General features: G+C 70.8%; 21 protein-coding genes and 1 pseudogene. 8 read left to right on the top strand and 14 right to left on the bottom strand.

Annotation, left to right across the window (positions count from 1 at the left end):
* A pseudogene (locus MKL11_RS26315) lies at positions 1 to 863 on the top strand (glycosyl transferase); the annotation flags it as partial.
* Positions 860 to 1579 carry a CatB-related O-acetyltransferase gene (locus MKL11_RS33220; protein WP_279600726.1) on the top strand — a complete coding sequence of 240 codons (720 nt, stop codon included), beginning with the start codon at positions 860 to 862 and terminating at the stop codon, positions 1577 to 1579. The pseudogene MKL11_RS26315 and the gene MKL11_RS33220, both read left to right, overlap by 4 nt.
* 390 nt (positions 1580 to 1969) lie before the next feature.
* On the opposite strand, the gene MKL11_RS26305 is transcribed toward MKL11_RS33220, so the two are convergent.
* The 5 genes from MKL11_RS26305 to MKL11_RS26285 all read right to left on the bottom strand — a co-directional run bounded on the left by MKL11_RS26305 (position 1970) and on the right by MKL11_RS26285 (position 6662).
* A complete protein-coding gene (locus tag MKL11_RS26305) occupies positions 1970 to 3172 on the bottom strand; it encodes a Zn-dependent hydrolase (RefSeq protein ID WP_243948686.1) in 1203 nt (400 codons plus the stop codon).
* A 167-nt stretch (positions 3173 to 3339) separates the two neighbouring features.
* Positions 3340 to 4767: a methylenetetrahydrofolate--tRNA-(uracil(54)-C(5))-methyltransferase (FADH(2)-oxidizing) TrmFO gene (gene trmFO, locus MKL11_RS26300; RefSeq protein WP_243948684.1), complete on the bottom strand. Its 1428-nt coding sequence runs from the start codon at positions 4765 to 4767 to the stop codon at positions 3340 to 3342.
* Positions 4768 to 4845: 78 nt separating this feature from the next.
* Complete coding sequence (locus MKL11_RS26295; RefSeq protein WP_007566967.1) at positions 4846 to 4992, bottom strand: DUF1127 domain-containing protein; 147 nt, start codon at positions 4990 to 4992, stop codon at positions 4846 to 4848.
* Between the two features lie 272 nt (positions 4993 to 5264).
* The gene (locus MKL11_RS26290) at positions 5265 to 5531 is read right to left on the bottom strand and encodes a GCG_CRPN prefix-to-repeats domain-containing protein (RefSeq protein WP_243948682.1); all 267 of its coding nucleotides are present in this window, start codon (positions 5529 to 5531) and stop codon (positions 5265 to 5267) included.
* A 156-nt stretch (positions 5532 to 5687) separates the two neighbouring features.
* A complete protein-coding gene (locus tag MKL11_RS26285) occupies positions 5688 to 6662 on the bottom strand; it encodes a S1C family serine protease (RefSeq protein WP_243948680.1) in 975 nt (324 codons plus the stop codon).
* Between the two features lie 324 nt (positions 6663 to 6986).
* Between MKL11_RS26285 and MKL11_RS26280 the strand changes: the two genes are divergently transcribed.
* Positions 6987 to 7526: a sigma-70 family RNA polymerase sigma factor gene (locus MKL11_RS26280; RefSeq protein ID WP_243948697.1), complete on the top strand. Its 540-nt coding sequence runs from the start codon at positions 6987 to 6989 to the stop codon at positions 7524 to 7526.
* Complete coding sequence (locus MKL11_RS26275) at positions 7523 to 8260, top strand: anti-sigma factor domain-containing protein (protein ID WP_243948678.1); 738 nt, start codon at positions 7523 to 7525, stop codon at positions 8258 to 8260. The genes MKL11_RS26280 and MKL11_RS26275 overlap by 4 nt, the downstream gene beginning before the upstream one ends.
* A gap of 44 nt (positions 8261 to 8304) precedes the next feature.
* Here MKL11_RS26275 and MKL11_RS26270 read toward each other — a convergent pair whose 3' ends face one another.
* From MKL11_RS26270 to uvrA, 3 genes are all read right to left on the bottom strand, one after another.
* The gene (locus MKL11_RS26270) at positions 8305 to 8874 is read right to left on the bottom strand and encodes a fasciclin domain-containing protein (RefSeq protein WP_243948676.1); all 570 of its coding nucleotides are present in this window, start codon (positions 8872 to 8874) and stop codon (positions 8305 to 8307) included.
* A gap of 218 nt (positions 8875 to 9092) precedes the next feature.
* Positions 9093 to 10082 carry a transporter gene (locus tag MKL11_RS26265; protein ID WP_243948674.1) on the bottom strand — a complete coding sequence of 330 codons (990 nt, stop codon included), beginning with the start codon at positions 10080 to 10082 and terminating at the stop codon, positions 9093 to 9095.
* A gap of 513 nt (positions 10083 to 10595) precedes the next feature.
* A complete protein-coding gene (uvrA, locus tag MKL11_RS26260; RefSeq protein ID WP_243948671.1) occupies positions 10596 to 13754 on the bottom strand; it encodes an excinuclease ABC subunit UvrA in 3159 nt (1052 codons plus the stop codon).
* Positions 13755 to 14036: 282 nt separating this feature from the next.
* Here uvrA and MKL11_RS26255 point away from each other — a divergent pair, with 282 nt between their 5' ends.
* The gene (locus tag MKL11_RS26255) at positions 14037 to 15215 is read left to right on the top strand and encodes an MFS transporter (protein ID WP_243948669.1); all 1179 of its coding nucleotides are present in this window, start codon (positions 14037 to 14039) and stop codon (positions 15213 to 15215) included.
* 16 nt (positions 15216 to 15231) lie between these two features.
* Here MKL11_RS26255 and MKL11_RS26250 read toward each other — a convergent pair whose 3' ends face one another.
* Positions 15232 to 15654, bottom strand: a complete 423-nt coding sequence (locus MKL11_RS26250; protein ID WP_243948663.1) for a cupin domain-containing protein — start codon at positions 15652 to 15654, stop codon at positions 15232 to 15234.
* 10 nt (positions 15655 to 15664) lie between these two features.
* Entirely contained in the window at positions 15665 to 16684 is a 1020-nt protein-coding gene (locus tag MKL11_RS26245; RefSeq protein WP_243948661.1) for a zinc-binding alcohol dehydrogenase family protein, read from the bottom strand.
* A 286-nt stretch (positions 16685 to 16970) separates the two neighbouring features.
* On the opposite strand from MKL11_RS26245, the gene MKL11_RS26240 reads away from it, so the two are divergent.
* Positions 16971 to 19019, top strand: coding sequence for a methyl-accepting chemotaxis protein (locus MKL11_RS26240; RefSeq protein ID WP_243948659.1), 2049 nt, complete (start codon positions 16971 to 16973; stop codon positions 19017 to 19019).
* A gap of 122 nt (positions 19020 to 19141) precedes the next feature.
* Here MKL11_RS26240 and MKL11_RS26235 read toward each other — a convergent pair whose 3' ends face one another.
* Entirely contained in the window at positions 19142 to 20002 is an 861-nt protein-coding gene (locus MKL11_RS26235; RefSeq protein ID WP_243948656.1) for an amidohydrolase family protein, read from the bottom strand.
* Positions 20003 to 20176: 174 nt separating this feature from the next.
* Positions 20177 to 21568, bottom strand: a complete 1392-nt coding sequence (locus MKL11_RS26230; protein ID WP_243948654.1) for an MFS transporter — start codon at positions 21566 to 21568, stop codon at positions 20177 to 20179.
* A 143-nt stretch (positions 21569 to 21711) separates the two neighbouring features.
* Here MKL11_RS26230 and MKL11_RS26225 point away from each other — a divergent pair, with 143 nt between their 5' ends.
* Positions 21712 to 22611, top strand: a complete 900-nt coding sequence (locus tag MKL11_RS26225; protein WP_243948651.1) for a polysaccharide deacetylase family protein — start codon at positions 21712 to 21714, stop codon at positions 22609 to 22611.
* Positions 22612 to 22741: 130 nt separating this feature from the next.
* Here MKL11_RS26225 and MKL11_RS26220 read toward each other — a convergent pair whose 3' ends face one another.
* Positions 22742 to 22996, bottom strand: coding sequence for a hypothetical protein (locus tag MKL11_RS26220; RefSeq protein WP_243948650.1), 255 nt, complete (start codon positions 22994 to 22996; stop codon positions 22742 to 22744).
* A 126-nt stretch (positions 22997 to 23122) separates the two neighbouring features.
* The gene (locus MKL11_RS26215; RefSeq protein WP_243948648.1) at positions 23123 to 23953 is read right to left on the bottom strand and encodes a TrmH family RNA methyltransferase; all 831 of its coding nucleotides are present in this window, start codon (positions 23951 to 23953) and stop codon (positions 23123 to 23125) included.
* 749 nt (positions 23954 to 24702) lie between these two features.
* Here MKL11_RS26215 and MKL11_RS26210 point away from each other — a divergent pair.
* Positions 24703 to 25809, top strand: a complete 1107-nt coding sequence (locus tag MKL11_RS26210) for a replication protein RepA (RefSeq protein ID WP_243948646.1) — start codon at positions 24703 to 24705, stop codon at positions 25807 to 25809.
* The last annotated feature ends 88 nt before the right edge of the window (positions 25810 to 25897 follow it).

Below are 25897 nucleotides of genomic sequence, written 5' to 3'. Positions count from 1 at the left end.
ACGACTTCTCGCCGGTGTGCCACCGCAACCACCTGGTGATGCCGGACGGGCGCTATTGCGGCCTGGCGCCGGTGCCGGTGTGCCGGGACTGCCTGGCCGCGGACGCGGACGGCTACGAGGAGCCGGACCCGGCGGAGCGCCAGGCCGCGTTCGGGCGGTTTTTGGTCGGGGCGGCGCGGGTGTTTGCGCCGTCGGCCGACACGGCGGGCCGGATCGGGACGGTGTATCCGGAGCTGGCGATCACGGTGCGGCCGCATGTCGAGGCCGACCGGCGGGTGCGCTCGACCGTCCTGCGGCGGCCGGGCCGGGTGCGCCGGGTCGCCGTGCTGGGGGCGATCAGCGCCACCAAGGGCGGGCTGTTCCTGCAGGCCCTGGCCGCCGACGCGCAGGACCGCAAGCTGCCGCTGCGGTTCGCGATCGTGGGGTTTTCGGATCCGGCGCTGGCGGGCGGCCTGGAACGGGCTGGCGTCACCCAGACCGGCCGCTACACCGGCGACGACGAGGCGCTCGACCTCGTCTGGCGGGTCTCGGCCGACTTGGTCCTGCTGCCGGCGATCTGGCCCGAGACCTATTCCTACGCCTTGACCCTGGGGCTGCGGACCAGCCTGCCGGTGGTCGCCTTCGACCTCGGCGCCCAGGGCGACCGGCTGCGGGCCTACCCGAACGGCCACGTCCTGCCTTACGCCCTGGCGACCGACCCGGCCGCCTTCAACGACCGGCTGCTGGCGCTCGACATCTCGGCCGGCGGGGAACTCTCGGTGCCGATCCAGGCGGCCGAGTACGACGACCTGATGCGCGACTACTACGTCCTGGACCTGGATCCGGCCGGGGCGAGGAACCCACTCGACGAGGACGCCGCATGATCTCCGTCAACGAGGACATGAAGCAGGAGATGCTCCGGCGCGGCATCTCCGTGCTGCATCCGGCCCCGTTCGGCCTGCCGGAGGACTGCACCTTCGAGCCGCCGTGCAGCATCAAGTGGATGGGGATCGACTACTGCCTCACCATGGGGGCGTTCTCGTACGCGGTGAGCGGCTACTACTTTGGCGCCGACATCGCCCGCTACTGCTCGATCGGCGAGAGCGTGCAGGTCGGGCGCGGCAGCCACCCGGTCCATTGCGGCTCGACCTCGCCGCTGTTCTACACGCACCATTCCGCGGTGTTCGACCGCGCCGATCCCCGCGCCGAGGATTACGAGATCTGCGGCCCCTACCTGTGGCCCAAGCGCGTGCGCATCGGCAACGACGTCTATATCGGCCACGGCGCCTTCCTGATGCCCGACATCACCATCGGCGACGGGGCGATCATCGGCGCCATGGCGGTGGTGACCAAGGACGTGCCGCCCTACGCGATCGTGGCCGGCAGCCCGGCCCGGGTCGTGAAGATGCGCTTCCCCGACGCGCTGATCGAGCGCTACCTGGCGGTGCGCTGGTGGCGCTACGCCTTCTGGGACCTGCGCCAGTGCTCGATCACCGATCCCGAAAAATTCCTCGACGCCGTCGAGGAGCGGATCGCCGGCGGGATGCAGGAATACCGCCCGGACCTGATCCCGATCCAGTCGCTGGTGCCGGGGGGCTGAGGCTCAGGCCCGGCCAATTTTATCTCGATTATTCATTGAGGCCTATGCCCGACTTACCATCGAACATTGAGTGCTTATCACCCGCGATACAGACTCGGATGGACCGTAAATCGCTCCGGAAAGCCTTATACCCCTGAGCTTGCTTGAAGCTTCCGCACTCGCTGTGGCCTTTGCTATCCCCGCATGATTGCGGAGTGCTGGCAGAACCGTATCAAACGTAGGTACCGCGTGCTTGCAGAACTGGGCACGCATTTAGCCGGCTCTGGAAACGCTGCCGGATCAGGGGCCGCGAGGGCAAATCAGATTCTTGCTCGCGTATCGAGCGTCGTAGGGTCGCTCCCGATCCTGAACGTAGTCGGCTGGATCCAGTGGCAACCGGAACCCATCACCTCACTCCGCCAGCACCCGCACCGCCGCCGCGCCGAGAGCCCGGACTCCGAAGGCCAAATCGGCGTCGCTGGTATCCTCCGCCCAATGGTGGCTGATGCCGCCGATCGACGGGACGAACAGCATGGCGGCCGGGAGGATCCGGGTGATGTTCTGGGCGTCGTGGCCGGCGCCCGAGGGCATCACCTGCCAGCGGCCGGGACAGACCTGCTCGGCGGCCTCCGAGAGCGCCCGCATCAGGTTCGGGTCGCAGGGGGCGGGGATCGCCTTCGAGAGGGCCGTGAGCGTGGCGGGGCAGCGCTCGCGCCGGTTCGATTCACGTACCAGCGCCTCGAGACACGTTTCCATGCGCTCCAGCACCGGGATCGACATGTCGCGGAACTGGAACGCCACTTCGGCGCGGTCCGGGATGATGCTGTAGCCGCCGGGATCCAGAGTGATCCGCCCCGTGGTCCAGGTGCTGCGCGGACCGCAGACCTTTGGGAATTCCCGGTCGATCGCCGCGAGCAGGCGCACCGCCGAGAGGCCCGCGTCTCGGCGCTCGGCCATGGTGGTGCCGCCGGCATGATCCTGGTTGCCTTCGAAAACGATCCGGAATTGCCAGATCGCCACGATGCCGCTGACCACGCCGAGATGCAGGCCGGCGGATTCGAGCTGCGTGCCCTGCTCGATATGCAGTTCCAGAAAACCCCGGTAGCGGGCCGGACCGAGCCGCATCCGCGGCAATCCGGCGAGCCCCGCGGATTCGAGGGCCGCGCGCAGGGGCGTGCCGTCGGTGCGGTTGCGGGCGGCGTCGATCTCGGCCTCGGTCAGGTCGCCGATCGCCGAGCGGCTGCCCAGGAAGCCGCCGGAAAAGTGCCCTTCCTCGTCCGCGAAGGCGACGACGTCGACCGGCAGCCCGGCCCGGGCCAGGGCCAACCCGGCGACGACACCCAGCGCCCCGTCGAGCCAGCCGGCCTCGTTCTGGGTCTCGATGTGGCTGCCGACCAGGAGGTGGGGTCCGGGTCCGCGATGGCGCCCGAGCACGTTGCCGATCCCGTCGATCGACGCCTCCAGGCCGCAGGCCTCGAGGCGGGCCATCAGCCAGCGGCGCGAGTCCATGTCCTGGGGCGAGAAGGTCGGCCGGTGGACGCCGGTGCGGAACCGGCCAATCTCGCGCAGGGCGTAGAGGTCGGCCAGGAAGGCGTCGGTGTCGATCTCGGTCATGCTTCGGGCCCGGGCGCGGAACGCCCGAGCCGTGCAAGTGCCATGCGCGCATATAGGGTTTCCAAAGGGCGAGCCCTTTGGCGGGGTGTCGGGGTGGAGCCCGACAGCAGGGCTCTGCCCTGCACCCGCGCAAGGTCTCAGACCTTTCGAAACCGCGACCCGCCGCGCTACTCGGCCGCCGCCTGTTTCCAGTCCGCCGGTTGCGCCCCCGCCATCCAGCCGGCGAGGTCGGCCCGGGCGCGGTCAGTCAGCGCCCGCCGCTTCAGCACGGCCTTTTCCGGGCCGCGCAGGCGGCGGCCGGTCTCGTTGCGGGGGGCCTGGGCCAGGGGCGGGAACAGGCCGAAATTGATGTTCATCGGCTGGAACGAGCGCGGCGCGTTGGCCTCGCCGTCGACCGCGACATGGCCGCCGGTGATGTGGGCGATGAGGGCGCCGAGCGCCGTGGTCTGGGGCAGGGGGGCGAGGGGCTGGCCGGCCGCCTCGGCCACCGCGAAGCGGCCGGCCATCAGCCCGATTGCGGCGCTCTCGACATAGCCCTCGCAGCCGGTGATCTGGCCGGCGAAGCGCAAGTGCGGCCGGGCCCTCAGCCGGAGGGTGGCGTCCAGCAGCCGGGGGCTGTCGAGATAGGTGTTGCGGTGCAGGCCGCCGAGCCGCGCGAACTCGGCCCGCTCGAGCCCCGGGATGGTGCGGAAGATCCGGACCTGCTCGGCATAGGTCAGCTTCGTCTGGAAGCCGACCATGTTGTAGAGGGTGCCCAGGGCGTTGTCCTGGCGCAGCTGCACGATCGCGCAGGCCTTGACCAGGGGGTCGCGCGGGTTGGTGAGCCCCACCGGCTTCATCGGGCCGTGCCGCAGGGTCTCGGGGCCGCGCTCGGCCATCACCTCGATCGGCAGGCAGCCGTCGAAATACGGCGTGCCCTCCCACTGCTTGAACCCGATCTTGTCCCCCGCCACCAGGGCGGCCACGAAGCCGTCGTACTGCGCCCGGTCCATAGGGCAGTTGAGGTAGTCGGCGCCCGTGCCGCCGGGGCCGGGCTTGTCGTAGCGGGACTGGAACCACGCCACGTCCATGTCGATCGAGTCGCGATGGACGATCGGCGCGATGGCGTCGAAGAAGGCGAGGGACTCGGCGCCGGTGAGCGCCCGGATGCCTTCGGCCAGCGCCGGGGCGGTCAGCGGGCCGGTGGCGACGATGCAGGGCCCCCATTCCTCCGGGGGCAGGCCCTCGACCTCGCCGCGCACGATCGTGACGTTGGGGTGCTGCTCCAGGGTCCGGGTCACCGTGGCGGAGAAGCCTTCCCGGTCCACCGCGAGGGCGCCGCCCGCCGGCACCTGGTTGGCGTCGGCCGCCCGCATGATCAGCGAGCTCAAGGAGCGCATCTCCTGGTGCAGCAGGCCGACGGCGTTGCTCTCCGGGTCGTCCGACCGGAACGAGTTCGAGCAGACGAGCTCGGCCAGGCCGTCGGTCTGGTGGGCCTCGGTGCCGCGCACCGGGCGCATCTCGTGGATCACGGCGCGATGGCCGGCCTCGGCCACCTGCCAGGCCGCCTCGGAGCCCGCCAGCCCGCCGCCGATGATGTGAAGGGTCTGTGTCATATCCCAGAATAGCGAAGGACCGTCGCCCGGATCAACGGGCGGCGGTCCTTTGAGTCGAATCGCGATGGTTCGAGGAGATCAGACGCGGGCGATGCCGTGGATCTCGCTGCGGTTGATGCCGAGATCGGCAAGATCGCGATCCGAGAGGCGGGAGAGCTGGGAAACGGTGTCGCGATACCGGAGATAGGCGCGGACGCGACTCAGGACGCTACGAGCGGCGGACATGGAGTTCTTTGACCTCTGTTCAGGCAGTGGATGGCGCGCCGTTGCGCAACGCTGCCTCTTGTTGGTGCAACGCACATATAAACCTGCTGCGGCGCAGCAGGAGTCATAAGGTCAAGGATCTGCTCTGCACGGCCCGCATGGTTGGCTTAAGAAACCGGCAACCTTATCGGGTGGTCATTCTTTGTGCGCATGCCGGAAGCCGGCCTGAACGTGCGAAGGGCGCCCCGCCGGCCGGCGGGACGCCCTTCGCGGCGCGGATCGGGCCCGATCGCTCAGTAGAACGGGCGCGGGCCGTAGAAGCCGTAGGGCCGGTCATAGGGCCGCGGCCGGCCATAGCCGTAGCCGCCGTAATAGACCGGCCGGCGCCAGTGGGGGCGGGGACCCCAGCCCCAGTTCGGGCGGCAGAGGCCCCAGGGGTTCGGGTGGAAGCCCGGGCCGCAGCCCCCCGCCGCCTGGGCGGAGCCCGCGAGCCCGAGGCCACCGACGAGCGCGGCGGCCACAACGAATGCCTTCGCGCGCGGTGCGCTCAGAATCGCCATGACAGATCTCCTCGAAGCGTCCGGCGGATCGGTGCCGGTCGAGAGAGATTCGATCCCGCCGCCTGAACCGACGCTGAGCCTGCGGTTGTATTGCGTGCAGGCCCGCGTCGGCATCCGGGAAACAAGGCCCCGGCGGCGACGGTTTCGCCCGCCCCCTCAGTGCAGCGAGGGCGTGCGCAGGAACCGCTCCCGGTCCGCCGAGACCAGGGCGAGCTTCACGCCGCGCCCGTCGCGGCGCACGGTGAGCGGGACGCGCACACCCGCCTCGCCGAGCGCCCAGATGCTGCGGAACAGGGCAGCGAGGTCCGGGATCGGCTCGCCGGCCACCGCCTCGATCACGTCGCCGCTGCGCAGGCCGCCGGTCTCGGCCGGGCCGCCATCGGCGAGGCCCATCACCACGATGCCCTCCTCGCTCTCGGTGGCGTAGAGGCCGAGCCAGGGCCGCGGCGGCCGGTTGGCGCGCCCGCGCGTGGCCAGGTCGTCGAGGATCGGCGGCAGCAGGTCGATCGGCACCACCATGTTGATCGGGCGGGCATTGCTGCTGCCGCCCTGCTGCAATTGCAGGGAGCCGATGCCGAGCAGCTCGCCCTGCGCGCCGATCAGCGCGGTGCCGCCCCAATGCGGGTGGGCCGGGGCGGTGAACAAAGCCTCGTCGAGGACATATTCCCAGTACCCGGCGAATTCCTGCCGGGCGACGACCTCGACGGCGACGCAGCGCTGGCGCCCGCCCGCGCCCGCCACCACCGCCCGGTCGCCGGTCTTCAGCCCGGCCGATCGGCCGAGCGGCAGGGCCGGGACGCCGAGCGCGCCCAGAGCCTGGACCAGGCCGAAGCCGGTGGCGGCATCGAAGCCGAGCACGTGGCCCTGCACCGAGCGGCCCTCCCGGGTGGTCAGCCAGACGCTCTCGGCCTCGGTGACGAGGTAGCCGACCGTCAGCACCAGCCCGTCCTCCCGGATCACCACGCCGTTGCCGGCGCGCTCGGTGCCGAGGGTCTCGGCCGTGAAGGCGCTCTCCGGCACCCGCGCCGACAGGGCGAGCACCGACGAGAGCGCCCGATCGAGATCGTAGCCGTAATCCGCAGGCCTGGGCTGGGCCTGCGCGGGGATCTTCCACTCGCCCTGCGTCGCCATGAGATTCCTTCGACTCGTTCGCCCTGCTCCGGCGCCGCCGGACGCGCGAAATCGGACTTAGATAGGCTGTCCCCGCGGCCGGCGACACCCGTGGCGCGGCGCCGCGCGCGGATCGTGGGGCCGACGCCCCATCGACGGTCCTGTGCGGGGCCGGCGATGTGACAGGACGCGCGGGGGCCCTTAGAGCTATCCTAAGGGAGCGCGGCCGGCAGGGGAACGGGCGCGCAGGCGCAGGAACGGATCTTGGCCGGACCGAGTTTTGCCGCGGGTGCGTCCCCGGATCGGGCGCCGCCGCCGGGCCTTCCCGGCGCCGACGAGGCCCGGCTGCGACGCTTGCTGTTCGAGATCGGGCGCGGCGAGGCGGCGGCTCTGGCCGAACTCTACGACCTGACCAGCCCGAAACTCTTCGGCGTGATCCTGCGTATCCAGCGCGACCGGTCGCTCGCCGAGGACGTCCTCCAAGACGCCTATCTGCGGATCTGGCAGGCGGCCGGGAGCTACGATCCCGAGGCCGGACGCCCGCTGGCCTGGCTGTGCACGATCGCCCGGAACCGGGCGATCGACGGCCTGCGCCGCAAAGGGGCGGCCGAGGTTCAGGGACCGGTGCGGGACGATGGCGAGGATTGGGTGGCGCGGCTGATGGACCCGCACGACGACGCCGCGGCGTTCCTGGACCGGGACGCGCTGGGTGCCTGCCTCGGCCGGCTGGAGCCGGCGCATCGGGAGTGCGTGGTGCTGGCCTATTGCGAGGGTCATTCCCGGGAGGAACTGGCGCAGCGCTACGACCGGCCGGTCAACACGATCAAGACCTGGCTGCACCGGGCGCTCGCGTCCTTGAAGACCTGCCTGGAGGCGGTCTCGTGAGCGGCGGCCCTGACGATCGCGCGCCGGATCCCGGCTCGGACCCCGACCTGCGCGCGGCCGAGTACGTGCTCGGCACCCTCGACCCGGGGGAGCGGGCCGCGATGGCGGGCGCGCTCGCCACCGATACCGCCGTGGCGGCCCGGGTGCGGGCCTGGGAGCGGCGGCTCTCGCCCCTGCTGCACGCGATCCCGGCAGCGACGCCGTCGCCGCGGGTGCGGGCGGCGCTGCTGCGGGCGCTGCCGGCCAAGCCGGGCGGATCACCCGACCTGCTCGCCAACGATCCCCTTGCCCACGATCCCCTCGCCCATCTGCGCCGGCAGGTCCGGCGCTGGCGGATCGCCAGCGCAGGGGCCGGGCTGCTGGCGGCGGGGCTGGCGCTGTTCGTCGCATTCGGGTCGCGGCCGGAGCCGGAGGGCGGCCGCTACCTCGCGGTGGTCCAGGGCGGCGGCGCGCTCCCGGCCCTGATCGTGCGCGTCGACACCCGCACCGGCACCGCCCAGGTCCGGCCGGTGGGGGCCGAGGCGCCCGCGGGCCGGAGCCTGGAGCTGTGGTATGTCGGCGCCGCGGGGCCGAAGCCGCTCGGCCTGGTCGGCGCCGCCGCAACCCGGGTGACCCTGCCGCAGGGCGCCGCCCCGGACGGGGTGCTGGCGGTCTCCGTGGAGCCGCCGGGCGGCTCGCCGAGCGGCCAACCCACGGGACCGGTGGTCTATACCGGCAAGCTGATCGCCGAGTAGGGTGCCGCGGCGCCGGGACGGCACCGCGGCACGTGTTCCCTGGATCAGGGCATCAGCACGGCGTTGACCACGTGGATCACGCCGTTCGACTGCATCACGTTCGGGATCGTCACCGTGGCGGTGTCGCCCTTCACGTCCGTGATCAGGACCTTCTTGCCCTGCACCGCCACGGCGAGCGGCTCGCCCTCGACCGTGGTGAGCTGGCCCTGGCCGCCGCCCTTCTTGACGAGCGCCACCAGGTCCTGGGCGGTGTAGACGCCCGGGACCACGTGGTAGGTCAGGATCTTGGTCAGGGTCGGCTTGTTCTGAGGCTGCACGAGGCTCTCGACGGTGCCGGGCGGCAGCTTGGCGAAGGCGGCGTTGGTGGGCGCGAACACCGTGAACGGGCCGGGGCCGCTCAGCGTGTCGACGAGGCCCGCGGCCTTCACGGCGGCGACCAGCGTGGTGTGGTCCTTGGAATTGACCGCGTTCTCGACGATCGTCTTGTTGGCATACATCGGCGCGCCGCCGACCATCGGGTTCTTGGCCTGGGCCGCGCCGGTGGCGCCCAGGCCAAGGGCGAGAGCGAAGGCGACGGCCCGGGCCGCGCGCCGGCCGCTGATAGCGTTGAGCATCTCTGTTTCCTTCCGTCAGGCATCCCATGATCGTGTGAGGATCGGGATTGCGTCGCCGTTTACGGAGCCTCGAGCGGAAAGGTTTCGCAGGATCCGCTTCCAGGCCGGGATCGGCGGACGAAAGCGGGCAAAAAAACGCCGCCCGGCCGGAGCCGGGCGGCGTGGCGGAGATCCGGGATCTCCCGCCGCTGGGGGCGGGAGACCGGCATCTCGGTCGATCAGTACTTGCGGACCAGGGCGGTCGGGACCGGCGAGGCGGGCGCCGGCGAGTACAGCGGCACGATCAGGCGCAGCCAGCCGTCCGTGGAGTAGTCGCTGCGGGCGCGGCTGAACGGCGTCGCGGCGATCTGCGCGCCGGTGACCACGTCGCGGGCGACGTAGGCCTGCACGGTGAAGACCTTGAAGTCGTAGCCGATCAGGCCGCCGATGGCGAACCGGCCGCGGTTGTTGGCAGCCGCGCTGAACTGGCTGATGTCGAAGTTGTAGGTGCCGTAGGCGACCGGACCGATCTCGAAGTTGCCGAACTTCTTCGTCGCGGTGATGTCGAAGTTCAGGGCATCCGACAGGCGCAGCGGGCCAATGGCGGCGCCGACCAGCCCAGGGAAACGGCCGGGCGAATCGTAGATGTTGGCGGTCAGGTTGCCGGTGATGTTCCAGCCATCGCCGGTGTAGCTGCCGGCCACGCCGAAGCGGTAGGTGTTCGAGGAAAGCTGCGGCAACACCGGCGTGCCGGTGACCACGCCGTTGACGACGCGGCCATTGATAGATCCGCGATCGCCGTCGAGGTCGTTCAGGTACACACCGCCCAGCAAGCTGACGCCGAAGTTGCTGCCGAGGTCGAACGCCCAGATGCCGCCGACGAAGGTACCGACGTTGATCGAGATGTCCTTGTTCGCTTGACCGGCCGGGTTGCGGGTGAAGGCGAACACGGTCGGGGGCGCGACGAGCAGCTCGATGCGGCCGCCGAACGGCACCAGCGGGGTCGACCAGACCAGCACCGGGATGTTGACGGCCGTGTCGGGGTCATTCCGACCATCGGTACGGCGGAACGTGAAGGTGTTGATCGCGTAAACGCCCTCGGGCAGCGGCGCGCCGATGGCGAGGCCGACCTGCTCGCCCGGAACCGTCGTGGTCTGCGCCTGCGCGATCGTCGACGTCATGCCGACCGTGAGCGCGACCGCGCCGGCCGCGAGCCAGTTCTTCATCATTGTTTCATTCCTTCCCAAGGTCTCAAGGCATCCGTCCCGCATTCGGCACTACCCTGCCGGTCTGCTCGCCCATGGCGGCTGCCGACTTCCGGTCTGCCGAGCGCCCCCACGGTGCCCGCCCGTCTCAACGTCGCTGACTATTCTACAGAGACCTGCGGAAAGACAGTGGAATGCCGGTCGAAGCGGCAAAACCGGCCGAACCGTTGCGCAAAAGACGCATTTTTGCGGCGATGCAACACAGTCCCCAGGATTGAATATCGGACTCCCGGCCGGCAAAATATCGTTGAACGGTCAAGCTGTTGTCGGAGACCTTGGCGGGAGAATCCGGCAAGCCCGGGCAGACGAACGGGCATCCGCCGGTCCGGGGGCGCAGCCCGGAATCCGCCCTCCAGACGGCCCGAGGCCGGCCCGAGCCGGGTGTCGGCGATGCGAATCACGGGTCGTCGCAGGCGATCCGGACCGGGATTCCGCGCGGTACCCGGCAGAATCTGCCGCCCTGGATCCGGCCGGCGCCTATTCGGCGGCGCTGCGGCGGCCGGCCTGCGGGGTCGGACGCCGGGCCAGCACCTCGCGCAGGAACCGGCCGGTATGACTCGCCTTCGAGCGCGCGATGTCCTCCGGGGTGCCGAGCGCCACCACCCGGCCGCCGCCATCACCGCCCTCGGGGCCCATGTCGATCACCCAGTCGGCGGTCTTGATCACTTCGAGGTTGTGCTCGATCACCACCACGGTGTTGCCCTGGTCCACGAGTTCGTGGAGCACCTCCATGAGCTTGGCGACGTCGTGGAAGTGCAGCCCGGTGGTCGGCTCGTCGAGGATGTAGAGGGTGCGCCCCGTGGCGCGCTTCGACAGCTCCTTGGACAGCTTCACCCGCTGCGCCTCGCCCCCCGACAGGGTGGTGGCCTGCTGGCCGACATGGACGTAGTGCAGGCCGACCCGCTTGAGGGTCTCGAGCTTCTCGCGGATCGCCGGCACCGCCTTGAACAGCTCGGCCGCCTCCTCGACCGTGGAATCGAGCACGTCGGCGATGGACTTGCCGCGGTACTTCACCTCCAGGGTCTCGCGGTCGTAGCGCTTGCCCTTGCAGACGTCGCAGGTGACGTAGACGTCGGGCAGGAAGTGCATCTCGATCTTGATGACGCCGTCGCCCGAGCAGGCCTCGCAGCGCCCGCCCTTCACGTTGAACGAGAACCGCCCCGGCTGGTAGCCGCGGGCCTTGGCCTCGGGCAGGCCCGCGAACCAGTCGCGGATCGGCGTGAACGCGCCGATATAGGTGGCCGGGTTCGAGCGCGGGGTGCGGCCGATCGGCGACTGGTCGATGTCGATGACCTTGTCGAGATGCTCCAGCCCTTCGAGCCGCTCGTACGGGGCCGGGTGCTCCAGCGCCCCGTTCAGCTTCTTCGCGACGGCCTTGTACAGGGTGTCGATCACCAGGGTGGATTTCCCGCCTCCCGAGACGCCGGTGATGCAGGTGAAGGTGCCGAGCGGCACCTCGATATCCACGTCCTTGAGGTTGTTGCCCCGGGCGCCGAACACGCCGAGCTTGCCCTTCCGGCTCTTGCGCCGCGCAGCGGGCGTGCGGACCGACATCTGGCCGGTGAGATATTTCGCGGTGAGCGAGTCCGGGTTGGCCAGCACCTCGGCGGGGGTGCCCTGGGCGATGATCTCGCCGCCGTGGATGCCCGCGCCCGGGCCGACATCGACCACGTAATCGGCCTGCAGGATCGCGTCCTCGTCGTGCTCGACCACGATCACCGAATTGCCGAGATCGCGCAGGCGCTTGAGCGTGCCGAGCAGCCGCTCGTTGTCGCGCTGGTGCAGGCCGATCGAGGGCTCGTCCAGCACGTAGAGCACGCCGGTGAGCCCGGAGCCGATCTGCGAGGCCAGCCGGATGCGCTGGCTCTCGCCCCCCGACAGGGAGCCGGAGCCGCGGGCCAGCGTCAGGTATTCGAGGCCGACATCCACCAGGAAGCTGAGCCGATCGCGGATTTCCTTCAGGATCCGGACCGCGATCTCGTTCTGCTTGGCCGTCAGCTTCTCCGGTAGGTCCGAGTACCAGCGATGGGCCTCGGAGACCGAGAGGGCAGTGATGTCGCCGATATCGGCCATGGCGACCTTCACGGCGAGCGCCTCGGGCTTCAGCCGCTTGCCGCCGCAGGACGCGCAGGGCGTCTCGCTCATGAACCGGCCGATCTCTTCCCGGACGGCGTCGGACTCGCTCTCCTTGTAGCGGCGCTCCAGGTTCGGGATCACGCCCTCGAACGGCTTGTTGACCGCATACTTGCGCAGGCCGTCGTCGTAGGCGAAGCGGATCGCCTGCTTGCCGGAGCCGTACAGGACCACGGCGCGGGCCGCCTCCGGCAGGCTCTGCCAGGGGACGCCGGTCTTGAAGCCGTAATGCTCCGCCAGCGCGTCCAGCGTCTGGCCGTAATAGGGCGAGGTCGATTTCGCCCAGGGGCCGACCGCGCCGCGCTTCAGGCTGAGGGCGGGATCCGAGATCACCAGCTCGGGGTCGATCCGCATCTCGTGGCCGATGCCGCCGCAGGTCGGGCAGGCGCCGAACGGGTTGTTGAACGAGAACAGCCGCGGCTCGATCTCCGCGATGGTGAAGCCCGAGACCGGGCAGGCGAAGCGCGACGAGAACGTGATCGTCCGGGGCGCCTCGCCCTCGGGGGCGTCCGCGAACACGATCTCGCTGATGCCGTCGGCGAGCTCCAGCGCGGTTTCGAACGAATCGGCCAGCCGCGCGGCGATGTCGGCCCGCACCACGATCCGGTCGACGACCACGTCGATGTCGTGCTTAAACTTCTTGTCGAGCTTGGGCGCGTCGTCGATCGCGTAATATTCGCCGTCGATCCGCAGCCGCTGAAAACCTTTTTTTTGATACTCCGCGATCTCTTTGCGGTATTCGCCTTTTCGCCCGCGGACCACCGGGGCCAGCAGGTAGAGCCGGCTCTTCTCCGGCAGTTCCAGCACCCGGTCGACCATCTGCTGGACGGTCTGGCTCTCGATCGGCAGGCCGGTGGCCGGGGAATAGGGGATGCCGACCCGCGCCCAGAGCAGGCGCATGTAGTCGTAGATCTCGGTCACCGTCCCGACGGTGGAGCGGGGATTCTTGGAGGTGGTCTTCTGCTCGATGGAGATCGCCGGCGACAGCCCGTCGATCTGGTCGACATCGGGCTTGGACATCATCTCCAGGAACTGGCGGGCATAGGCCGAGAGCGACTCGACGTAGCGGCGCTGCCCCTCGGCGTAGATCGTATCGAAGGCGAGCGACGACTTGCCCGAGCCCGACAGCCCGGTGAAGACGACGAGCTTGTCCCGGGGGATCGTCAGGTCGACGTTCTTGAGATTGTGCTCCCGGGCGCCCCGGACCGTGATCACCCGCCGGTCGGCGGCGGCCGGCGGCGCGGCGTCGAACAGCGCCTCCAGCTTGGCGTCGGTGGCGGCCTCCGCGGCGGCGTTCCGCAGACCCGTGCGGGCGGAGGCGGGCGCCTCGGCCTTTTTTACACGCGGAGACTTGGCTGGGGCCGCCTCGGCCGGCGCTGCCTTGGCAGGCGCCACCTTGGCAAGCGCCTTGGGCGAAGGGGCCTTCACGGGAGACGGTTGGGGGGCGGCTTTGCTGGCGCCGACGCGGGGTCCGACTCGGGTTCCGGCTTGGGCTTTGGCCATGAGGGCGGCGGTCTTTCGAGGCGTCGACGCGGTCGGGGCTGGCTTGCGCGCGGGCCAGCCGCTGCACACGCCCATGTCGAGCCCGGATCGGTCGACGGCAAGATGGGGCCGGCGGGACGCAGGCCCGTCATGCGACGCCTTTGCTAGAACGAAATGAGTACGCCGGCAACCGCCCCCGGATTCGCGCTCCGCCCGTCCCCCTGGGCCGGTGTTGCACTGCGGGAATCGGGACACCACGTCGCACGACGCCATCCGACAATCATTTTCGACCGACAGGTGCCGATGCCGACGCTCGACGCGACCGATCCACGCGCAGCCGCCCGGTCGGACCGGCCCGACGCGGCCGCCGGCTCCCGGAGGCGCGCCACGCGGCTGCTGTTCCTGATCGTCGGGATCGGCACCGCCACCTGGGCGCCGCTGGTGCCGCTCGTGAAGGCCCGCGCCGGTCTCGACGAGGCGGGGCTCGGCCTGCTGCTGCTCTGCTTCGGCATCGGCTCGATCGTGGCGATGCCGAGTGCCGGGGCGGCCGCCGCGCGGTTCGGTTTCCGCCCGGTTCTGCTCGCCGGCACCCTGGCGCTCTGCCTGACCCTGCCGGTGCTCGCAACGGGTTCGGGGCTCGTGCCGCTCGCCCTGGCGCTGCTGGTGTTCGGGGCCGGGATGGGAGCGATCGACTGCGTCATGAACCTGCAGGCGGTGGCGGTCGAGCGCCTGAGCGGCCGGCCGATGATGTCGGGCTTTCACGGCTTGTACAGCCTCGGCTGCATCCTCGGGGCGCTGCTCTCGAGCGGCCTGCTCGCCGCCGGGCTCGGCGCGGGGGCGGGCGTGCTGATCCTGGTCGCCGGCATCGCGGTCCTGTTCGCGGCGGCGTGGCCCGGGATCCTGGCGCGCGGCGGCGCGGCGGGCGGGGCCGCCTTCGCGCTGCCGCGCGGCGTGGTGCTGGTCCTCGGCCTGCTCTGCTTCGTGGTGTTCCTGACCGAAGGCTCGGCCCTCGACTGGAGCGCGGTGTTCCTGATCCAGCGGCGCGGGCTCGATCCCGCCTGGGCGGCGCTCGGCTACGCGGCCTTCTCGGTGACCATGACGATCGGGCGGCTCGCCGGCGACGGCATCGTGGCCTGGCTCGGCCGGCGGCCTGTCGTCGTCCTGGGCGGCCTGATGGCGGCGGCCGGCCTCGTCCTGTCGGTTCTGGTCCCGGCCTGGGAGGCGGCGCTCGCCGGCTACGCCCTGGTCGGGGCGGGCTGCGCCAACATCGTCCCGGTGCTGTTCACCGCGGCCGGTCGTCAGGACGCGATGCCGGAGAGCGTAGCCGTACCGGCGATCACGACGCTGGGCTATGCCGGCGTGCTCGCGGGGCCCGCCCTGATCGGCTTCGTGGCGCAGGCCCTGGGCCTGTCCGCGGCATTCCTGATCGTGGCGGCGCTGCTCGTCGGCGTGGCGGCGAGCGGACGGTTCCTGAAGGTGTGAGGCCGGGTCTCCCGCCTCACGGGCCGGCGTTGCGGGCCATGAAGGTGGCGGGCGAGCCGTCCGCGGGGTCCACGAACACGATGTCGGTGGGCGCCCGCCGCGGAGTGTCGATCGACAGGAACGTCACCGGCTCGCCCGGGGCGATCTCCGGCATCGCGTGCACCGTGCCCTTCTCGAAGAACAACAGCTGGCCGGGACCGAACGCCGTGAGGTTCGCGGGATCGCCCAGCCAGACCGTGCCGCGTCCCGACAGGCAGTAGAGGTACTCGTCGCAGGTGGCGTGATAATGCGGCGGGGTCGGGCGGTAGACCCGGAACACCCGGGCGCTCGCCGCCGCCCGGTCGGTCAGGTAGGTGTCGACCAGGAGCGTCCGCGCGCTGTCGGGCAAGGCCGCCGCGAGCGCCGCCACGTCGAAGATGCCGGTGCCCGTCTCGGTCATGGCGCCCGCCTCACTGCGAAAAGCCTTCGAGCACGATCTTGCCCTTGGCCCGCCCGCTCTCGATCAGCGCGTGGGCACGCCGGAGGTTCCGGGCGTCGATCCGCCCGTAATGCTCACCCAGGGTGGTGCGCAGGTGCCCCGCATCCACCAGCCGGGCGACCTCGTCGAGGAGCGCGCCCTGGGCGCCGATGTCGGACGTGCCGAACATCGAGCGGGTGAACATGAATTCCCAGTGCAGCGACAGGCTCTTGCGCTTGAGCAGGGCCACGTCGAGCTGCGCGGGGTCGTCGATCAGGGCGAACCGGCCCTGCGGGGCGATCAGCGCGGCGATCTCGGCGAGATGCGCGTCGGTGTTGGTGGTCGAGAACACGAGGCCCGGCGCCCCGAGGCCCAGGGCCGCGACCTCGGCGGCGAGCGGCCTTGCATGGTCGACCACGTGATGGGCGCCGAGATCCCGGCACCAGGCCGCGGTCTCGGGCCGGGACGCGGTGGCGATCACGGTCAGGTCCGTGAGCTGCCGGGCGAGCTGGATCGCCACCGAGCCGACGCCGCCCGCTCCGCCGACGATCAGGATCGCCGGGGCGGCGCCCGGCACCGGCTTCCCGGTGTCGAGCCGGTCGAACAGGGCCTCCCAGGCGGTGATCGCGGTGAGCGGCAGGGCCGCGGCCTGCGCCCAGTCGAGGCTCTTGGGCTTGTGCCCGACGATGCGGGCATCGACGCAATGGTATTCGGCGTTGGTCCCCGGCCGGGTGAGGTCGCCCGCGTAGAACACCGCGTCGCCGACGGAAAACCCCTCGGCCTCGGCGCCGGTGGCGACCACGGTGCCGGCGGCGTCCCAGCCCAGCACCTTGACCCCGCCCGCCTCGGGCTCGGCCCGCAGGCGGACCTTGGTGTCGACCGGGTTCACCGAGACCGCCTCGACCTTCACCAGCAGGTCGCGGGGTCCGGGCTCCGGCCGGGGCAGGTCGTGATCGGCCAGGGCCTCGGTCTCGGTGATCGGCAGGGACCTTGTGTACCCGACGGCGCGCATCGCAATCTCCTCCGGCTTGTCGGGCCAGGAGATGCCGTCTGCCTTCAGGGACCGCAAGTACGCACATAAAACGCCGATCGTGCCAAGACCGATACCGTCTACTGCCGGCGGCCGGGGCGCGTGACGCGGCGCAGGCTCACGAACCGGCTGCGCGCCGATGCGGCATGACCCATCGAGACTGCCGACTGATTGTGCATTGCACCGGTCGACAACCCCCTCCACCGTAACAGTGTTTTTATATCCGCGTCGGATAGTTCCGGTTAACGCTGTACCATTCCGGGTTCCGATGGCCGTCCTCTCCTCGCTTCGCGCCCGCATCCTCGCGGTGGCGCTCGCGCCCTGCCTCGCCTTCGCCGGGGCGGCCGGATGGGCGGTGTCCGATCAGTGGGCACGGCGCGCCGAGATGGACCGGGTCGAGACCCTCGTCGGCCTCGCCTCGCGGATCAGCGCCTTCGTCCATGAGGGCCAGCGCGAGCGCGGCGCCTCCAGCCTGTTCCTGGGCGCCAAGGGGGCGCAGTTCGGGCCGGAACTCGCGGCCCAGCGCAGCCGCACCGATGCGGCTTTGGCCGGGCTCCCCGAGGCGATGGCGGCCGCGACTGGCTTCGGCCCCGCCTTCGCGGCGCGGGCGGAGGGATTCGCGAAGGCGCTGGCCGGGCTCGCGGCCCAGCGCCAGGCGGTCGACGCCCTCGGCCTGAGCGCACCGCAGGCGGTGGCGTTCTATACCGGTCTGATCGGCGAGGGACTGGGCCTGGTCCGGGCGATGGGCGGCGTGATCGACGAGGCCGGCATCGCGGCCCGGGCGAACGCCTACGCGGCGTTCCTGGCGCTGAAGGAGGCCGCCGGCCAGGAGCGGGCCGCCGCCTCGGCGGTGTTCGCCTCGGGCAATCTCGATCTGCCCGCCGCGCGCCGGCTCACCACACTCTCGGCCGATCAGGCGACCTACGGCGCCCTGTTCCGGGCCGGGGCCACCGAGGGGCAGGCTAGATTGCTGGACGAGGCCGAGGCCACCGAGCCGGCCCGGGAGGTGGCGCGCCTGCGCAAGGCTGCACAGGACACGATGCCGGGCACGACCCCGGCCTTTCGCGACGCACCGGCCTGGTTCCGGCTCGCCACCCAGCGCATCGACGCCCTGAAGGGGGTCGAGGATCGCCTGACCGCCGACTTGGTGGCCGCCGCCGGTGCGGTACGGAGCCAAGCCGACCAGATGCTGACGGTCTGGATCGCGGGCGGGCTCGCCCTGTTCGCGCTCTCGGTCGGCTTCGCGTTCTGGCTCGGCGCGGCCATCGCCCGTCCCCTGGTCCGGATGGCCCGGGTGCTGACGGCGATCGGCCGGGACCAGCCGGGTGCGGATCTGGCGATCCCCGCGGGGGGACCCCGCGAGGTGCGGGCGATCGCCGGCGCCGCGGTCACCTTCCGCGACAGCGTCGCCGAGCGCCGGCTCGCCCGCGCCGAGCAGCAGCGGCTGGCCACCGAGACCGCCGCCGCGCAGCGCACGGCCGCCCTCGGCCTCGCCGAGAGCTTCGAGCACCAGGTCGGCGGCATCGTCGAGGCGGTCTCTGCGGCCGCCGAGCAGCTGGAGGCCTCCGCCCACGGCATGGCCCGGGCCGCGCAGGACACCACCGACCTCAGCCGGGCCGTAGCCGGCGCCGCGGATTCGGCCGCCCGTTCGGCCGACACGGTGGCGGCGGCCACCGAGGAACTGACGGCCTCGGTCCGGGAGATCGGCGTGCAGGTCGGGGCCTCGGCCGACCTTGCGGCCTCCGCCACCCGGGATGCGGACGGCATGGCCGGGGAGGTCCGCCGCCTCGCCCAGGCCGCCGGCAGCATCGGGGAGATCGTCGCGATGATCTCGGACATCGCCGGCCAGACCAACCTGCTGGCGCTGAACGCCACGATCGAGGCGGCCCGGGCCGGGGAGGCGGGCCGGGGCTTCGCGGTGGTCGCCGCCGAGGTCAAGAACCTCGCCGGCCAGACCGCGAAGGCCACCGAAGAGATCGCCGCCAAGGTCGCCGAGATCACCGGCTCCACCGAGGCCTCGGTCCGCTCGATCGGCGGCATCACCGAGGTGATCCGCAACCTCGCCCGGATCGGGGCCGAGATCGCCGCCATGGTCGAGCAGCAGGGCGCGGCCACCGCCGAGATCGCCCGGACCACCGGCCAGACCTCGCAGGATACCCGGGCGGTCTCGGGCCACATCGCCGGCGTGGGCGATGCGGCCGACATGGCCAGCCACGGCTCGTCCCAGGTGCTCGACGCCGCCAGCGACCTGGCTCGGCAGGCCAGCGCCCTGCGCGGCGCGGTCGGCGACTTCCTGGCCAACGTCCGCGCTGCCTGAGACGGCAAGGTCCCGGATCCACAAGGTCCGGGACCTTGTGCGGGTCCAGGGCAGAGCCCTGGTCTCTCAAGGGCTCCGCCCCTGAACCCCGCCAAAGGGCTGAGCCCTTTGGAAACCCGGGACTAGGCTTCGGCCAGGCCGAGGTCGAGCAGGCGGTCGGCGTTGCGCCAGAGGGCGGCGTCCAGAGCGTCCTCCGAGAGGCCGAGGGCGCGAAAATCCTCGACGCCCTGGCGCATCGGCCGGAACGGGAACGAGGAGCCGAACAGGAACTGGTCTCTCATGAAGCCGTTCGCCGCCTCGACATAGAGGCCACCCCCGGGCGCGAACGTGTACATGTCCGGGGAGACGAACACGTTCTCGTTGCGGAAGGCCACGGTCACCATCTCGGCGACGTGCGGGTAGAATCCGTGGCAGCACACGATCGGCAGCTTCGGGAAGGTCTTGGCGACCCGGTCCACCGCCAGCGGGTCGTTGAGGCGCAGGTCCGGGGTGGTCGGGCCGGACATCACAAAGGCCGGGACCTCGAGGCTCTGGCACAGCTCGTAGAGCGGCATCAGCCGCTCGTCGTCGGCCCGCATGCCGTCGCGGTAGAAGCCGGCATCGAGGTTGATCCCCTTGAAGCCGAGCTCGGTCACCGCGCGCTTGGCTTCCGCCACCGCGGCCTTGCGGCCGAGCTTCACCGGATCCACCGAGGCGATGCCGATCAGCCGCTTCGGATCGTGCCCGGCGGCCTGCGCGAGGGCGTCGTTCGAGATCCGGACCCCCGGCACCGAGCGGGCGACCATCACGGCGACGTCGATCCCGGCCCCGTCCATCTCGGCGCGGAACCCCTCGATGGTCGCGCCGCGGGTGAAGTGCTCGACCTCGCGGCTGCCGACCCGGGCGTTCAGCCAGCGGGCGACGCCGAATTCCGGCGTGTCGGGCTCGGCGCCGAAGAATTTGTGCAGGAAGGTCGGCCGGCTGCGTATGTCCACGACGGGCATTTTTTTGGGACTCCATGGTTGTGACGGGATCCACAAGGTCGAGACCTTGTGCGGGTGCAGGGCGGAGCCCTGCTATCGGGCCTCGGGCCGTGCGCTCAAGGGCTCCGCCCCTGAACCCCGCCAAAGGGCTGAGCCCTTTGGAAACCCAATCTCGTCCCTGGCAGGCGGGTCTCGTCACTGCGAGACCGCCTCCAGCACCTTGCCGCGGGTCTCGACCCCGAGGGTGAGCACCAGGATCGCGGCGATCAGGAAGCCGCCGGCGCCGACCTGGAAGGCGGTGGCCGGGCCGTAATCGCGGACCAGCACCGGCACGATCATCGGCCCCAGGATGGCGCCGATCCGCCCGAAGGCCGAGGCGAAGCCGGCCCCGGTGGCCCGGGCCCGGGTCGGGTACAGTTCCGGGGTGTAGGCGTAGAGGCAGCTCCACATGCCGAACATGAAGAACTGCATCACGAAGCCGGACACGAACAGCCAGGTCTCGCCGGCGGCGTTGCCGTACAGCCAGGCCGCCGCGGCCGCGCAGATCAGGAACAGGGCCGTGGTCGGCTTGCGGCCGATCCGCTCGAGCAGCACGGCCGCGGTGGCGAAGCCCGGGATGCCGCCGAGCGTGATCAGGGTCACGAAGCCCACCGAGCCGACGATCGAGAAGCCGCGCTCCTTGAGCAGCACCGCGATCCAGGAATTGAGCCCGAAGAAGCCGATCAACGCGAAGAACCACAGCCCAAAGGCCATCACGGTGCGCATCCGGTAGGCGGGCGCGAACAAGGTCGCCACCGCGCTCAGCCGCGGAGCGGGGACCGCCTCGGCCACCGCGGCGGCGATCTGCGGGGTGACCGGGGGCAGGGGGCGGCCGGTGGCGCGCTCGACCGCGCGCTCCATCGTGGCCATCACCGCCTCGGCCTCCGCGTGGTGGCCGGATTCGGCGAGCCAGCGGGGCGATTCGGGCATGTTCCGGCGCACCGCGAGCACCACCAGCGACAGCAGGCCGACCACCACGAAGGCCCAGCGCCAGCCGAGATGGGGCAGCACGAAGAAGCTGATCGCCCCCGACAGGACGTAGCCCACCGCCCAGAACCCCTCCAGGATCGCGATGTACTTGCCGCGCACGGGGGCCGGGACGATTTCCGAGACCATCGCCTGCGCCACCGGCGCCTCGCCGCCGACGCCCGCCCCGATCAGGAACCGGCAGGCCATCAGCACCGGCAGGCTCCAGGCGGTGGCTGCCGCGAGGCTCGCCAGGCCCCAGACCACCATGGTCACCTGGAACACCGCCTTGCGGCCGAACCGGTCGGAGGCGGTGCCGGCGACGACGTTGCCGACGAGCTGGCCCGCGAAGGTCATGGCGGCGAGCTGGCCGGCCTCCGTGGGGCTTAACCCGAACGCCACCACGATCGAGCCGAGCAGGAAGGTCAGGAGCGCCACGTCGATCTGGTCGACCAGCCAGGCGGACGCGATGACCGCGAAGATCCTGCGCTGGTAGCGCGACATCGGCAGTCGCTCGAGGCGCGCGGCGATGTTCGAGACGACCGCTCGCCCGTCTCCCTGAGATGTCTCGGCCAACGGCACGGCGGATCCTTCCTCGGCACCCGGACCGCGGCGCCCGCGATCCCGTTTCCGACCCGGTACAGCAGGCCCGCCCGTCGGAACAGGCGTGGCGGCGGCCCGGATCCGGCCTATCTGCTCGGGCGCCCCCGGACACTGGACCCGCGATGGATGATTCTGCCTCGGCTGCGCAGCACGGCCGCTACCGCTACAGCGCCCTTCCGGACCGGCCGGTCTACGACTGGCCCGGGGGCAGGCGGCTCGCCGTCTATGTCGGCCTCAACCTCGAGACCTTCGATTTCGGGTCGGGGCTCGGGGCCGAGCTGGCGCCGGGCGGCCCGCAGCCCGACGTGCTCAACTACGCCTGGCGCGACTGGGGCAACCGGGTCGGGGCCTGGCGGCTGCGGGATACCCTCGACGGTCTCGGCCTGCCCGCCAGCGTGCTGGTCAACAGCCGGCTCTATCGGGACTGCCCGGGCCTGATCGAAGCGTTCCGGGCCCGGGGCGACGAGATCGTCGGCCACGGCCGCACCAATGCCGAGCGGCAGGGGACCCTGTCCGAGGCGGAGGAGCGCGCCCTGATCGCGCAGGCCACCGCGATCCTGACCCGGGAGGAGGGTAGGGCGCCGGCCGGCTGGCTCGGCCCGTGGATCTCGCAATCGCGGGTCACGCCGGACCTGCTGGCCGAGGCTGGCTACCGCTACCTGCTCGACTGGTGCCATGACGACCAGCCGACCTGGATGGCGACCCGGGGCGGCGGCCGGATCCTAGCCATGCCCTATCCGCAGGAGCTGAACGACATCCCGGCGATCGTAGCCCGCAAGGAGACCGGCCGGGACTTCGCCGACGCGATCGTCGACGCCTTCGACGAGATGCTGGACCAATCCGCTGCCGCGCCCCTGGTGATGGGCATCGCGCTCCATCCCTACATCGTCGGACAGCCCCACCGACTGCGGCCCCTGCGGGCGGCGCTCGCGCATATCGCGGCCCACCGGGACCGGATCTGGATCACCACGGCGGGTGCGATCGCCGCGCACGCCGCGGCCCTGGATCCGCCCATCGCCTGACCGTCAAAGACGAGGTTTCCAAAGGGCTCAGCCCTTTGGCGGGGTTTTCGGGGCAGAGCCCCGATGGACCAGGGCTCTGCCCTGGTCCCGCAAAAGGTCTCAGACCTTTTGAATCCGGGATTCTTGCCGCTCAGTCGGGGATCGCGAGGCCGATCGATAGGCACAGGGCGGCCACGGCGGTCAGCGCCACGGCCGCCTGGCGGATCTGGTACCAGCGCGCGCTGCGGGCGCGCTCGTCCGCGGTGGCGCCGAGACGCAGCTCGTCGTCAAAACCCTTCACGAAGGATTCGAAGCTCGGAACGGCCCGCCGGGCGAGCCATAGCCACACGCCGACGGCGATCAGGCTGGTGGCCCCACCACCATACGTAAAAGCATCGTCCAGCATCCGGCGCACGCCTACCAGTCAACGCTCCCTCTCTGTGATCTTCTACGGGACGTTGCTGGAATTGCCTAGGTCATCACCCGGATTCGACAGGCGATTTTTGGTTTCCGGACCGTATCCGGGCCTAGTTCAGGCCGGCGGCCGGCCGAGCGCGTAGAGCGTGATGGCGGCGGCGTTCGAGACGTTGAGGCTGCGGATCGCCCCCGAGAACGGGATCCGGGCCAGGATGTCGCAGCAGGTCCGGGTCCGCTCCCGCAGGCCCTTGCCCTCCGCCCCGAGGACGATCACCAGCGGCCGGGCGATGGTGAGGGTGTCGAGGCTCGCTGGCGCGTCGGAATCGAGGCCGATCCGGGTGTAGCCGCGCTCGCCCAGCTCGATCAGCGCCTCCGCCAGGTTGCGGACGGTGACGAAGGGGACGTGTTCCAGGCCGCCCGAGGCGGATTTCGCCAGGACCCCGGTGGCGCCCGGCGCGTGCCGCACCGTGGTGACGATGCCGGCGACCCCGAAGGCTGCGGCCGTGCGGACGATCGCCCCGACGTTGTGCGGGTCGGTGATCTGGTCCAGCGCCAGCAGCAGGGCATCGGCCGGCAGGTCGTCGAGGCCGGGGGCGGGCAGGGGCTCGGCCTCGAGATACAGGCCCTGGTGCACCGCGTCCGGCCCGAGCAGGCGGCCGATCTCGCTCGGCCGCACCAGCTCGGGGGTGATCCGCAGGCCGTCGCCGAATTCCTCGGTCAGCCGGGCGGCGGCGTTCTCGGTGGCGAGCAGCCGGTGCAGCCCGCGCTCGGCATTGCCGAGCGCCTGCACCACCGGATGCCAGCCGTAGAGCACGGCCGAGCCGTCGGGTGCGCCGGATTCGGGCCGGGGTCCGGATCCGCCGGGACGGCCGCCGGGCCGAAAGCCGGGTCGGAACCCGGAGCGGGATGGTCCGCCGGGGCGGCCGTCGTTGCGACGGCCGGTCATCGGAGCGCGATCGGGGAGGGGAGCATCGGCGCGGCCTTCTCTGAATGGATCGCGCCGAGAAACCGGGCGGCGTCGCCCGCGTCAAGCCGAGGCTCCTTGAAAGACCGCACCACGGTCGGGCGTGAGATCGATTCTCTCACCGTCTTTCCGGTCCGCAGGCCTCCGGTCTGTGGATGGATCGGGTATATTCCCTTCAAACCGTGTGGTGATCGAGGGAACTCAACTTGTTCTTCAGAGCGAACGAGCTCGCCGTTAAGTAGGAAAACTATCAAGATAGAATCTTTCAGAGAGTCAGTTCGGAAGACTATATGCAGTGGTGATTTTATCATGCAGACCAAGGGTTTGCAGGCTGTTTCCGTATCCGACTCTGCGCAGGTGTGTATGCGACTCTGCGCTGTCCCGTATCGGAGTCTGCGCGGATCCGGCCGGTGCGCGTATCGAAGTCTGCGCGGTTCCGTATCGGATTCGGCGCGGATTCCGGGCTGAATCGGTGGAATGCGGGGATAGAATGCCGGACCCCGGGCGTATCGAACTCTGCGCAGATCGGAGGCCCGGATCCCCCCGTATGCAACTCTGCGCCGGCACCGCCTCCGGGAAACGGGGCGGGGAAACGGGGCGGGGAAACGGGGATTGCCGGGACAAGCCGGATCCCACCGGAGCCCCGGCCGGCGAATCGTGGCATGGCAGGATCGGGCCGTCGCTCCGCCTTCCAGAGCGGTGGGCCCGCGTGTGGCTCGGGCTGAGGGGCGATGGGCGTCGAGGAAAAAATCGCCGCGATCCACGATGCGGATCTGCGGGCCGAGATCGAAGCGGCGCGCGGCGGCTTCCTGTTCGCCCAGATCGTCGAGCACGTGCTGCACCGCCAGCGCGAACGCGATGCCGAGGCCGCCGTTCTCGGGGAGCAGGAACTCCGCCGCGCCCAGCTGTCGCGCGACCAGCGCCGCCGCGACGCGGTGCGCCTCGTCATCGAGAACGAGCCGGCCCTGCCGTCGAGCCTGCAGCACATCCACTCGGTGTTGGCTCTGTGCGGCCTGCCCTATCGCGATCCCGGGCCGGTGCGCGAATTCACCCGCACCTACGGGCGCAATTCGCTGAGCCTGATGGCCGGGCGGATCAAGGATCCGGAGACCGGCGCCTTCGAGCCGCAGGGGCTGCCCTACGGGCCGAAGGCCAGGCTGGTGCTGCTGCACCTCTGCACCGAGGCGGTGCGCCAGCGCAGCCCGACCGTGAAGGTCGCCGAGACGCTCTCGGGCTTCATGCGCGAGATGGGCTTCGCCGTCACCGGGGGCGAGCGTGGCACCATCCGGCAGTTCAAGGAGCAGCTCAACCGGCTGGCCGCCTGCACCATGCAGATCGGCCTCTGGGACGGGCGCGACAGCGCCACCACCCTCAACGTCCCACCGTTCCGCAGCCTGGAATTGTGGAAGCCCCGGGCCGGGGAGGGCGAGGACGAGGCGGGACGGACCGTGCGGTTCGATCCGGAATTCTACGAGACGCTGATCAAGCACGCGCTGCCGGTGGACGTGCGGGCGGCCCGGGCGTTTTCCGGCTCGGCGCGCAAGCTCGACCTGCTGTTCTGGACCGGCTACCGGCTGCGGTCCCTGCAGCGCCCGCTGCGGCTGACCTGGACCAACCTGCACGGGCAGTTCGGGGCCGAGAACGCCTCGATCCGCAGCTTCCGGCAGGCGTTCAAGGCGGATCTGGCGCATCTGCGCGAGGTGTTCCCGCGCCTGCCGATCGTGCTCGACGATGGCGGCCTGACCCTGCACCCGGCCGATCCGAGCGCGCTGCTGGTGCCGCCGCGACCGACCTCCGTGAAGGGAACGAAGGCCCGGCGCAGGGACTTTAGCGCCTGAATTGGGAATGGAACGGGGATCCGCTTATTCTTTTCCGAGCACAAAATTCCCTATCAGACGGAACGGCGAAATCTATTCCCAACCAGCG

It is taken from the genome of Methylobacterium sp. J-077 (assembly GCF_022829365.1).
Lineage (GTDB): Bacteria > Pseudomonadota > Alphaproteobacteria > Rhizobiales > Beijerinckiaceae > Methylobacterium.
This window is presented reverse-complemented; position numbering and strand designations above follow the sequence as displayed.